Source organism: Undibacterium sp. Di27W, from assembly GCF_049340345.1.
Taxonomy (GTDB): Bacteria; Pseudomonadota; Gammaproteobacteria; order Burkholderiales; family Burkholderiaceae_D; genus Undibacterium.
In genome coordinates this window covers 432,625-445,394 of the sequence record NZ_JBMPOS010000002.1, presented here as the reverse complement: position 1 = coordinate 445,394, position 12,770 = coordinate 432,625, and the positions used below count along the sequence as shown (strand labels likewise).

Sequence of the window (12,770 nt, the reverse complement as noted above, 5' to 3'; positions counted from 1 at the left end):
GAATATTTTTTTGCGTCAAAGCCAATTAATTTATATTACTAAGATCAGAAACGGTATCAATACCAACTTACCAGATCTTGACACGGTCCTTGGGTGCCAGATATTGTTTTTGCCCTGGCTGCACGGCAAATGCATCGTACCAGGCATCCAGGTTACGTACCGTCAGTATGCGATATTGGACTGGGGCATGTTCATTGGTAATGATGATAGTGCGTAAAGTTTCATCACGCATTTTGCGACGCCAGCTATACGCATAAGATAAAAAGAATTCTTTTTCATCTTCTTTGGTAATCGCCTGCCCTTTCTGTTTCATGGAGGCATGATAGGCATCATACGCTGCCATCAAGCCTGCCAGGTCAGCGATATTTTCACCCAATGTCTGTGCACCGTTGACAGCCAGATCCGGGAAGGGACGATACTGATTAAATTGTGCAATCAGTGCTTTGGATGATGCCTTGAAATGCGCAAGATCAGCCTTGCTCCACCAGTTGCGTAATTCTCCTTTGGAGTCAAACATGGAACCAGAATTATCAAAGCTATGACTGATTTCATGGCCTATGGTCGAACCTAATGCACCATAATTAGTCGCGTCACTGGCATGCAAATCAAAATTGGGAAACTGCAAATACGCTGCAGGAAAATTCACCGCATTTTGCATAGGCATGTTAATCGCATTGACCAGTTGTGGATTCATGGCCCATTCTGTAGCGTCAACAGGCTGGCCAAATTTTGCCAGGGCACGACGGTATTCAAATTGCTGTGCTCTTTCGCGATTGCCATAGGCATCATTCACGTCCACACTCAAGCCTGAATAATCACGCCATTTATCTGGATAAGCAACACCCACATAAGTCGCCTTGATTTTTGCCAGGGCTTCCTTCTTGGTAGCAGGTGTCATCCATGTCAATGCCTGTACCCGTTCAGCAAAAGCTGTCAGCAAATTTGTCACCATGTCATTGACGCGGCGCTTGGCTTCGGGTGAAAAATTCTCTGCTACATAGAGTTTGCCAACTTCTTCGCCCAATGCCTCATTGGTCGCTGTCACTGCATATTTCCAGCGCGGCTGAGCTGCCTTGGCACCACTAAGGGCACTATAGAATTTGAACTTTTGCTCAAAGAAAGCCTGAGGTAATACGTTGACACGCTGGTTAATGACATGAAAACGCAAATAGTCTTGCCAGCTTGCCAGCGCTGTATTTGCCACTAGTGCAGATGAGGTTTTCAAGGCACTTGGATGCCAGATTATGAATTTTTTCTGCTCATCCAGACCAGCGGCCTTGAAATAAGTCGCCCAGTCCATGCCAGGCGCCTTCCTGGCAAAATCAGCCATGCTCCAGGTATTGTCGGCTTGCATGACGTCTGAAGTCACTTCGCGGTTCGTATGGCCTTTGGCGATTTTCATTTCCAGGTCAAATACACGTTTGGCTGCCGCTTCTGGTTCAGCAACATTGGCCAGTTTCAGCATCGCGGCTATGTATTCCACATAGTTTTTCCTGAGTTCGACCATCTTGGGGCTGCTGGACAAATAGTATTCACGATTTGCCAGGCCCAGGCCACCTTGCAAAAGGTAGGGCATGTACTTTGTATGATCATGGAAACCCTGGGCTACCCACAAGCCAAACAAATTTTCTGTGAAGATGTTTGCAGTATTGATAGGGTCGACATCAGCACGCAGATGCTTGCCAAGATAGTCTGCAAGACTGATTTTGTCCTGGAGAGTAGCGATGCTTTGCATCTCATTTTTCAATGGTGCCAGGCCAAGTCGATTGATGACATCCATATTCAAGTGAGCCGCATAAAAATCACCTACCTTGCGCACTGCACTGCCTGGCTCGGCTTTGCCAGCCTGCTCTATGAGCTTCAAGACCTTGTTATCAGATTCCTCAATCAGGCTATCAAAATTCCCGACTGCGGTCTTGTGATCGGGGATGATTGCACTTTTTAACCAGCCACCGTTCACATAGCGATAAAAATCATCTCCTGGCAAGACTGAAGTGTCCATGCCAGCTTCTTTTTTGACGACGTCAGCAGTCTCCCCCATAGCGTGCACATTACCGTGCATCAAAGACAAAGCCAGCATGACTTGCAAACACATACTGGTCATAGGCTTCAATGTAAGCTTGCCATTGTTCATTATTTGCTTTCTTGATTTTCTTTTTGTTATTGACTGTTTTTCTGCCTTTGTTTATGTCTATCAAGATGATGACTAATGACTTTCTCTTTTTGCAAAGAAAAAGCTCTCTTCATATCCATAAAATAAGCCAGCACGCTACATCCATTTGTGCATAGCTTTGAAGCGTCTGGCGACTACAAGTTCAAGTTTTTTGATTTTTTTTACTTACGCACTTTGGAAAATGCATCATTTTCTTTCCATGCTGGCATCGCTTTGGCGTTGGCAATTTCTTGCCCCAGGTTCAGGGTGAACTGTGCCTGTTCTGTCATGCCAGACAAATCCCAGGCGGGATCATATTCATCCGTCACCTGGTGATAACGCTTGCCATAGCCACGCGCCTTTTCCAGCGAGGCTTGCGGGTCATTGATGTAATCACGGCCACTGCCTATGGAAAACGCTGGTACGCCAGCCTTGGCAAAGCTGAAATGATCGCTGCGAAAATAACCACCAGCAACGTCTATGCGTGGCGGCGCGACTGTCATATTCATGCTGAGCGCCACCTTGTTGACAGCGATGATGAGATCACTGCGTTCTGCCCCAAAGGCACTGATATCCCTGGTGCGACCGACAAAATTCAGGGTATCGAGATTCAGGGCAGCAGCGGTTTTATTCAGCGCCCATAAAGGGTGGGCTGCATACCAGGCGCTGCCCAGCAAACCCTGTTCTTCTGCCGCTACCCATAAAAATAGCTGGCTGCGTTTGGCTGGTTGCATTACGGCGGCTTTGGCCATAGCCAGCAAGGCGGCAGTGCCTGAGCCATTATCAACAGCACCGTTATAAATAACATCACCCGTGCCTTCTTGTTTGCCCAGGTGATCCCAGTGCGCGCTGTAGATCACCAGTTCATTTTTCAGTTGTGCATCTGTACCGGGCACGATGCCAGCGATATTGAATTGCTCCAGTTGTCGCACCTGCGACTTTGCTTCTCCTTTGAGTCTGGCATTGATGGCAACAGGCTTGAAATCCTTGCTTTCTGCCGCTGCACGCAGCTTGTTCAAATCCAGCCCTGCTGCGGCAAACATAGCTGTCGCCGCTGCATCAGTCACCCAGCCTTGTATGGCCAGGCCTTTGCTATCCTTGTTCGCCAACTGAAATTGCTCACCTACGCCACCGTTTTTCAAGACATCCCAGCCTACATTGGCGGAGGCATCAGTATGTATCAATAACACGCCTGCGGCGCCACGGCGCAATGCTTCTTCTGTCTTGTAAGAGCGGCGACCATAATAAGTCAGGGCCTTGCCGCCAAAGCGTTCTGGTTGTTCGGCAGTGGGTTGCGGGTCATTGACCATGACGACCAGGATTTTGCCTTTGCAATCTATGCCCTTGAAATCATCCCATTGTTCTTCTGGCGCGGTGATGCCATAGCCTACGAAAAGCAATTCATGATCGAACTGGTGGGTACTCACAGCATCGCCTGCGCTCCAGATCCAGTCATTACCAAAATTCCAGTCCAGCTGCTTGCCTGCAATATGCAAATTGACACTACTCGCCTGGGGCAGGGATTTGATGCCATTGATGCTGACCGCCTGTTTATAGCTCTTGCCATTGGCAGGCAATAAGCCCAGGACTGCGGCCTGGGTTTCCAGGTAGGCGACGCTGAGGTCACCGCCACGCTGCCCCGTGCCGCGGCCCTCGAACAAGTCAGAAGACAAGAGGGCCAGATGGGCCCGCAAAGCAACTTCATTTACCCTGGCATCCTGCCCTTGTGCAAAACCATGGGATGGGCTGGCGAGTACCAGGCCCAGCAAGGCAGTCGATAAATAGTGTGCGGAATTTTTTTTCATGTCATTCAAGGCAGTAAAAAAGGTAAGAGTCAGGAAACCAGAATACGTTCAGCATTTGCAGGCAAGATTGTATATAGTGATGCCAGTTTGTGTTCATTAAATCACCATGCATCTACGAATAATTTCCCTGGTTTTTGCTGTGCAGTGCAGCATACTGGCACCAGTACAGGCAGCGAATTGCCAATTGCAAAACCTTGCTGTCACCCCACTCCAGCCCGGGCACTATGAGGTATTTCACGCGACAGGAAAATCTGTGGAATTGCGCTTCAACAGTGTCAGCAATGATGCCCATGTCGATGCCTTCCCTGAACCACCTTTGCAAATCCTGCAGCGCGCCAGCAATACTCAGTGTGAAATCAATGCTGGTATCTGGGTCAGGAAAGATGTTTACCTGAGCCGCGATGAGCAGTTATTGCTGACCCATGAATACAGCGGCTCCAATGATTTTCTGGTGTTTTACAGCACCAGGGATTGCAGCAAACTGCATGAACTGGATGTCTCAGTCTCGACATGGAAAATCAGTGGCAATCTGATACGCACCGAAAAGCAGGATGGAAAACGACGCAGCCGCCAGGATTATGCTTTGAATGCCAGCTGCCTGCCACAAACCATGAGGAAATAAGTCATATGCAATTCTCAGACTACCTGAAAAAAATCCTGGCCATGTATGCTGATGCGGAGGTTGAAGCAGATTTGCAGAGTGCAACCAGCCTGGCAGAAATCGAGGCCCTGGAAAAAGACTATGGTTTTCCTCTGCCTGAAGAATTAAAACAGGCCTGGCTGACTGCCAATGGCGGTGGTTATTACCGCGCCCTGTTTGCCCGACCTGGCTATCTGACCGGCTATGATTTTCTTTCACTGAGCGAAAGCATGGAAGAGCGCCTCAGCATGAAGAACCGGGCGATTCAATACCTGGACTATGAACAGGAAAAAGCACGCGATGCCCGCATCAGGCCAGACTGGTATGAAGATGGCTGGCTACCCTTTGCCAGCTTTGGTGGTGGTACTTTATCATTGATACTGGATATGTCACCAACAGCACAAGGGCAGGCAGGACAAATCATTTGCTTTACCCATGACCCTGACTGCATAGAGTATGTGGCGGCTTCCTTCGATGACTTGCTGGTCGCTTCGCTACAGATGTTTGAAGAAGCAGCGGATGAATTGATTTATCAGGATTAAATCATAAGATTTACGCAAAACCGCCCACCTGTGCAGTGGGCGGTTTTGTTTCATGCAGACATCAAGCCAGATGCCGCAACTCACGCAAGGCCACGGATACTGGTGCCAGATCTGGTCCCTGTGCACTGATGGTGCTCAGCAAGGCAGTCAGCTTGTCTATGGCTGGCGCATGCTGGGCGCGCCAGTTGCTGACTTCTTCCTGGCGTGACAGGATGCCACGGGTAATCTGGCTGGCGATAGAATACACATCATCCCTTGCACTACCACGCGCCTGCGTCTGCCACAGGGTGTCAGTAGGCAGACGGTTGATCTGATTACGCCAGCCGGTCAGGCCCAGCTCATCATCTATGCCAAAGTAGGCGCGTGCCACCTGCTCCAGTTCACTACTGGTGCTTTGCGCCAGGTCAACCAGATCCAGTGCCGGGAAGATGTATTCCAGCGCTGTCAGGTTTTGCGCCAGGGTAGCTTCTACTCCGGCTTGCGTCAGGGCATCAGCTTCTTTTTGCCAGCTGGCGTGGGCATTGGCTGGCAGCCAGTCATCAAGTTGCCAGCGCAACTCACGCGCCGCAGGCTGGTAGCGTTGTATCAGGGTAGGCAGGTCTGTGCTTTGCGAGCGTATGCGCAACATCCAGCGCGAGGCCCTTTGAGCGATCGCAATCAGCTTGGACAAGAGGTCGAGTTGCAGTTTTGAATCAACCTTATAATCCAGTGCATCAATCTGGTCCCACAATACTTCCAGGTCAAAAATCTCACGCGCCAGGGTAAAGGCACGTATCACGTCCGCCGCAGTCGCACCCGCTTCAGAGGCGATAAAGTTGACGAAGGTGGCACCGGCACGATTGACCACAGTATTGGTGATGAAGGTGGCGATGATTTCACGCTTCAGCGGGTGATGAGCAATTGCTTCGGCAAAACGTTCAGACAGGACTTGCGGGAAGTAAGCCTTCAATGCACGGCTGAAGAAAGGATCATCCGGCAAATTGCTGGCGACCAGTTCATCAAACACTGACATCTTGGCATAGGCCAGCACGACCGCTCCTTCTGGTGCAGTCAGACCCTGCTTCAATGCTTTGCGGTGGAAGATTTCATCATCGCTGGGCAAGTATTCTATGGCACGGTTCAGGCGGCCCTGTTTTTCCAGCGACTGCATCAGCCTTTGCTGGCCATCAAGTACATATAATGGGCGGTGTGCGGCAATATCCAGGGCCTGGCTTTGATAATAATTATCGGTCAGGACCAGGTGGCCAACTTCATCGGTCATCGAGGCCAGCAAGTCATTGCGCTGCTTGAGTGTCAGGTCACCTGCTTCAACGATGCTGCCCAACAAAATCTTGATATTGACTTCATGGTCTGAGCAATCGACACCGGCGGAATTGTCTATCGCATCGGTATAGATACGGCCACCTTTTTGCGCGAATTCTATACGGCCATTCTGGGTGCAACCAAGGTTACCGCCTTCTGCCAGCACCTTGCAGCGCAAGTCATTGCCATTGACGCGGAAGGCATCACCGGCCTTGTCACCGACCTGGGCATGGGTTTCATACTTGGCCTTGACATAGGTGCCTATGCCACCGTTGTAGAGCAAATCTACAGGGGCTTGCAAAATGGCGCGCAGCAATTCTACTGGTGCCAGTTCGGCTGTTTCTATACCCAGCACGGCCCGTGCTTCCGGGCTCAGGCTGATGGATTTTGCAGTGCGAGGGAAGACGCCACCGCCAGCAGAAATCAGGCTCTTGTCATAATCATCCCAGCTCGAACGCGGCAGGTTGAACAGGCGCTGGCGCTCGGCAAATGAAGTTGCCACATCAGGTGATGGATCGATGAAGATATGTCGATGATCAAATGCCGCCACCAGTTTGATATGCTCGGACAGCAACATGCCATTACCAAACACGTCGCCTGACATATCTCCAATACCGGCGACAGTGAATGCCGTATCTTGCGTATTCACACCTTGTGCACGGAAATGGCGTTTGACCGATTCCCATGCTCCACGGGCAGTGATACCCATTTTCTTGTGGTCATAGCCTACCGAACCACCAGAGGCAAAGGCATCACCGAGCCAGAAGCCATAATCAGCCGAGACGCCGTTGGCAATATCAGAGAAAGTGGCCGTGCCCTTGTCAGCTGCAACCACCAGGTAAGGATCGTCGACATCATGACGTATGACCTTTTGTGGTGGCACGACAGTGCCTTTGACGATATTGTCAGTCACATCCAATAAGCCGGACAGGAAGATTTTGTAGCAAGCCACGCCTTCTGCCTGATAGGCTTCGCGGTCTGTCGCTGGTGGTGCATTCTTGAGGACGAAACCACCTTTGGAACCAACCGGCACGATGACGGTATTCTTGACTTGCTGGGCTTTCACAAGGCCGAGGATTTCGGTACGGAAGTCTTCACGCCTGTCAGACCAGCGCAAGCCACCACGGGCCACCTTGCCACCACGCAGATGCACGCCTTCAACACGTGGGGAGTAGACCCAGATTTCAAACAGCGGTTTGGGTTCTGGTACACCAGGCACTTCACGCGGATTGAGCTTGAAACTCATATAGGGTTTAAACGCACCGGTGGCCGTGGTTTGCCATAGGTTGGTACGCAGGGTCGCAACGATGGTTGCGATGAACTGGCGCAAGATACGGTCTTCATCCAGGCTGGCGACATTGCTCATCTGGGTTTCCAGCTGTTCGCGTATATGCTTTTGTGCCTGTTCGCGGTCACCAACATAATCAGGTTTGAAGCGTGCACCAAACAGTTCGGCGATCAGTTGGGTGATACCCGCATTCTTGTTCAATGCTGCTTCTATGTAGTTTTGGCTATACGCAAAACCGAGTTGCTTGAAGTAACGTGAGCAGGCGCGCAAGACAGCGATGGAACGTGCATCCAGTGCAGTATTCAAAACCAGGCGATTGAGGTCATCGCTTTCTACCTCACCACCCCAGGCTTGCGAGAACAGGTTTTCAAAGCGTACTTTAACCGCAGACAAATCGGTATTGGCAGGCAGTTGCAAACCCAGGTCATGTATCCACAAAGTCTCGGCACCGCTGACGATGGCGTAAGGGTGTTCATCGAGTACCCTGGCACCCATATGTTCCAGCACCGGCAGGGAATCAGACAAGGCCACCTTGGCGGTGTTATAAATCTTGAAGCGCAAATTGCCGGGGCCTGCATCAAGTGGTCGATACAGCTTGACCATCATCGGTGCACCGGCGTTCAGACTCGCCAGCATGTCGGCATCTTCTGCACCCACCAGGGCAGAAAAATCTTCACGGTAGGCTGTCGGGAAGGCATTCGCGAAACGGTTGGCCAGGCTCAGGCCATTGCCTTCACCATGTGAGCGCAACAGCTCCGAGGTGCAATCATCTTCCCAGCGTTGCGCGAGTTTGGCGATGCGTGCTTCCAGTATTGCCAGATTGACGTTTTGCGGTGCCACATCCTTGGCCCTGACCAGATAATGGATGCGCGCCAGCGGGCTGTCTGTCAGCATGGGCGTGAATTCTATCGATTGCCCATTCAGGGCCATCATCAATTCATTGCCTATCTTGACGCGCAGCTCAGTGTTATAACGGTCACGCGGTACGAATACCTGGGCGGAAGTGAAGCGACCAAAAGGATCACGACGCAGGAACAAACGGGTGCGCTGGCGTTCCTGCAGGCGCAAGATACCTATCGCATGCTCGGCCAGGGTAGCAGCATCGATCTGGAACAATTCATCACGCGGATAGTCATCGAGAATGGCTTGCAGTGACTTGGCGGCATGGCTTTCAGGGACGACGCCAGAAGTGCTCATGACATTCACCACGCGCTGGCGTACCAGCGGGATATTGCCTACCGGTTCAGAATAAGCCGTGGAGGTGTACAGACCAAGGAAGCGCGATTCACCGATGACATTACCAGCATCATCAAAACGCTTGACGGCGATATAGTCCAGCCAGGCTGGCCTGTGTACAGTAGCCCTTGTCATGGCCTTGGTGACCATCACCATTTCTGTGGAATCCATCAGAGCTACAACCTCTGGTGGCAAACGGGTTTCTGCTGTCTTGACCGGGCCGCGCAAGATGCCCAGGCCGGAATCAGCAATGGCGACCAGGCTGACATTCTCGCCTTCGCGCTTCAAATCATAATCACGGACACCAAGGAAGGTGAAATGGCGGTCTTCCAGCCAGGCCAGGAAAGCTATCGCTTCATCACGTTTTTCTGGCGACTGGGTGGCTTTTTCGCAAGCGGCACGCACTTCGCGGGCGCGCGCCAGCATAGGCTGCCAGTCGACCACGGCACCTCTTACATCAGACAAGACACTCTTCAAGTCTTCTACCAATGCCTGCTGTGCAGCCTGGTCAACGATGCGGTCGCACTCGACCAGAATCAACGACTCTACCGGATCTGTACGCCCTGCCGCCTTCGCCGCTGCTACTGTGCTGACGGCAGTCACACTGCCATTCGCGTCACGCGCCACGCTCATCAGGGGGTGTACTATCCAGTGTGCAGTACGACCACTGCGGTTGATCGCCATCGTCACCGAATCGACCAGGAAGGGCATATTGTCATTGACGATTTGCACGACCGTATGGTCGCTGACAAAGCCATCTTCTGCCAGGGTGGGATTAAACACCCTTATCTTCGGTGTCTGTGCGGTACGCGGTGCATCCAGTAAACGCCAGTGGGCATTGGCCTGGGCAAACAGGGTAGCTGGCCCGCGGCTGATGATTTCATCCGGGTCAGTGTTTTCGAAATAGGTAGTAATAAAAGAACCCTGGCGTTCAGATGCCGGGCCAGTGTGCGCTTGCGCATAAGCAATCAGCTCAGCGAAGTGGGAAGAGGTCATACGTTCTCCTTCTATTGGAAGATAACGAGAGATAAAAGTGCAAGGCTGATGCACCATATTATTGCAAGTATCCTCCATTATGCGGATGGAAACAAATCCGATTCTTATGCCAAGTCAAATTATGATAACAGCGGACATGAGGTAATTATCAATTTGGATGAAGATTGATTTCAGAAGCAAGGTAAATAGCAAAAGATAGGCGCAACTAATACCACTTCCTTGTAAAACACTATTTCTTTGTGGCATTTAGCGAAATTTATTTAAAGGCCTTTAATATGAAATTCACAAGAAAATCTGTTTTCTATTGGATAATGTTGCTCATTACCACAATCAGTAAAAAGTGATGAAAACTACCACAATTCCTATACTTCTGAGCCTCTGTTTTTTTTGTCAATCGCATGCAGCTTCAATGGACAGTATTAACGCATTGACACGAGAGGCCTTCAATTTATTTTTCAAAAATCAACAATACGATGTGGCATGGAAACTAAACAATCAAGCATTGCTTTTGGCGGAAAAAGAACAACACTCTCATCCTGAAAAAGTCATAGAAATTCTAGAGCAACAAGCCCATTTCCATGAAAAATTACAACAATTTTATCAAGAAAAAACTACTCTTTTACGACTCATTGATATAGAAGAAAAGACACCCGAACTGGCTGCACGCTATTTGGGAAAAACACTTTATTTATTAGCCAACTCATATGTGGCACAGAACGACTATAAGTCAGCTGAAGCCACTCTACTTAGGGCAATATCCATTCTTGAACCATCTTCTGATACAAATGCCGAAATTCTGACTAAAAATTATCTGCAGCTCAGTGACGTTTACTTGGCACAACAACGCTTGGAAATAGCGGAAGTACCACTTCAACAAGCTTTGAAATTAATTGAAGAAAAAAATCAAATAGATCTTTACTGGCAGCAATTAACTTTCAGAAAGTTAGAAAAAATATATAGAAATTCAAAAAGAGAAGACTTGGCAAATAAAATGGCAATGAGGTTTGTAAATATCAAACCGGGCCTTACTGCAGTACCAGATGCAAAGCCTAAAGGCACATTCAAAGGTGCAGTAATTAAGCCGGGTAATTGCCAGCAACCCGAATATCCGCGCGAAGCATTAATTAAAGAATTACAAGGCGCAACTCAATTGCGCTTTTTGGTGAATGAAAATGGCCATATCATTGCCAAGTATATTTCAAAAAGTAGTGGCTGGAAAATATTGGATGACGCAGTTTTCGAAAAATTATCTACTTGCAAATTTGAACCAGCAAGCGTCAACGACAACCCGGTAACCAGTTGGTTTGGCTACCAATATACGTGGAAATTAGAGTAAATTCAGAAGGTCTTTGCTGAAAATTGCTATTCTCATTCGAGAAGGATTTCTATTCTGATCCAATTCTTTGCTACTTTGATAGGAATAATATTTACATCGATAAGAGCATTATTTCCCACACAACTAAGGTACGGCGAGCAAGTACTTGCATCATGATTTCAATCATTAAACCGCACAGGCTGCATGAACCAGCCCAGGATACTGGCTACCAGCATGAAGGCCGCCAGCCACACCAGCTTGCGCCAGGGCTGGCCGCCGTTTTTGAGTATCTCGAAACTATCGATGAAGACAGTTTCGCAAGCACCATTACCAGTATCGGTGCGCACTATGCTGGTACCGCGCTTGAAGGCAAAACCGTGGTTATGTGAATATTCAGACAGGCGGCCACGAAAATGGATCTGGTCGCCGATCTCCACATTTTTTATGATTTTTGCCAGCGCAGGCTGGTCAGTCAGTAAATGATTATTGGAGATGGCCGTCTGATCAAAGGCAGCATATACCTCAGCGGAATGGGCGCGGATATTGCAGGTGAACTGGCCACTGGAAAAACTGAGATCCTGGTAGACACCATTACGTACATTATTACCCCACACCACGCAGATATCCATGACGTTCAAGTGGTCATTCGATTCACGGTGCATATAATCCCACCAGGTATCGGCCGCATGTTTGCTGACCACCAGGCCGACGAGGTCATAGTCATACAGGGGTTGTACTTTGTAAGTGACGCCACCTGTGGTAGTGGCAAATGCGGGCTGGGTGATCTGCGTCTGTAGTGGCTCTGCCAGGAGTACCGTACTCACTTCTGTAGTTGGTGGCAAGACATCGCGCCGCCATAGAGCCACCAGCAAGAGGCAAAGACTGCATATCATCAGCCACTTCAGGCTAGTGCGTATCATGATCGTGCTGCTTTAATCGAGCTTCAGGAGGCTGACATCATGCAGGGAGCAGGCCTGCACTTTGGCACCAAAAAAATCGGCCTGTAATTGAAAGGCGCGCAAAATTCTTTGTCGACCCTGTTCATCTTCGGGCAGGGTAAATATGACTTTGAGGACATTGGCATTGCCCGACAAGCTTGCTGGTGCCAATACTGGTGCAAGCACTGGCGCTGGAACTGGCGCAGACCAGCCTTGCACTGACTGAGGCTGAGGCAACATCTTGCGCATTTCTGCCAAAATCTCGGCTTCAGTGATGATGACAGTATCATGGCTACCATGAAACTTCCGGCCACCGGAACTGGCATCGGCGATACCGCCGGTGATTTCAAACTCGGTCGCTGAAATACGCTCGTAATGAAACGCTTGCCAGTCACTGTCTTGTTGTCCCACTGGCTGGGCGGCCAGGAAATGACGGTTTGCCACTACTGCCATGGCCATGGCGGCCATGCCACCACCAGCAATCATGCCAACCGGCAACATCTCTACCAGGCTATCTGGCACATTCTCCGCACCGGCAGTGCTCACTTCATTCATC

Annotated in this window: 8 protein-coding genes; 3 read left to right on the top strand and 5 right to left on the bottom strand. The window is 49.9% G+C overall.

Going from position 1 to position 12,770, the window contains the following annotated elements:
* Positions 1-67: 67 nt before the first annotated feature.
* Positions 68-2,134, bottom strand: a complete 2,067-nt coding sequence (locus ACO0LF_RS06655) for a M13 family metallopeptidase (RefSeq protein WP_423013157.1) — start codon at positions 2,132-2,134, stop codon at positions 68-70.
* Positions 2,135-2,334: 200 nt separating this feature from the next.
* Positions 2,335-3,957, bottom strand: coding sequence for a M28 family peptidase (locus ACO0LF_RS06650; protein ID WP_423013155.1), 1,623 nt, complete (start codon positions 3,955-3,957; stop codon positions 2,335-2,337).
* Between the two features lie 106 nt (positions 3,958-4,063).
* Here ACO0LF_RS06650 and ACO0LF_RS06645 point away from each other — a divergent pair, with 106 nt between their 5' ends.
* Together ACO0LF_RS06645 and ACO0LF_RS06640 are read left to right on the top strand one after the other, a co-directional pair.
* Complete coding sequence (locus tag ACO0LF_RS06645; RefSeq protein WP_423013153.1) at positions 4,064-4,579, top strand: hypothetical protein; 516 nt, start codon at positions 4,064-4,066, stop codon at positions 4,577-4,579.
* Positions 4,580-4,584: 5 nt separating this feature from the next.
* Positions 4,585-5,139, top strand: coding sequence for an SMI1/KNR4 family protein (locus ACO0LF_RS06640; RefSeq protein WP_423013151.1), 555 nt, complete (start codon positions 4,585-4,587; stop codon positions 5,137-5,139).
* A gap of 61 nt (positions 5,140-5,200) precedes the next feature.
* On the opposite strand, the gene ACO0LF_RS06635 is transcribed toward ACO0LF_RS06640, so the two are convergent.
* Entirely contained in the window at positions 5,201-9,961 is a 4,761-nt protein-coding gene (locus ACO0LF_RS06635) for an NAD-glutamate dehydrogenase (protein WP_423013149.1), read from the bottom strand.
* A gap of 409 nt (positions 9,962-10,370) precedes the next feature.
* On the opposite strand from ACO0LF_RS06635, the gene ACO0LF_RS06630 reads away from it, so the two are divergent.
* On the top strand, positions 10,371-11,297 hold the full coding sequence (locus ACO0LF_RS06630; RefSeq protein ID WP_423013147.1) for a TonB family protein: 927 nt from the start codon (positions 10,371-10,373) through the stop codon (positions 11,295-11,297).
* A gap of 158 nt (positions 11,298-11,455) precedes the next feature.
* Here ACO0LF_RS06630 and ACO0LF_RS06625 read toward each other — a convergent pair whose 3' ends face one another.
* Entirely contained in the window at positions 11,456-12,196 is a 741-nt protein-coding gene (locus ACO0LF_RS06625; RefSeq protein ID WP_423013145.1) for a hypothetical protein, read from the bottom strand.
* A gap of 12 nt (positions 12,197-12,208) precedes the next feature.
* A complete protein-coding gene (locus ACO0LF_RS06620; protein ID WP_423013143.1) occupies positions 12,209-12,769 on the bottom strand; it encodes a hypothetical protein in 561 nt (186 codons plus the stop codon).
* Between the last annotated feature and the right edge of the window lies 1 nt (position 12,770).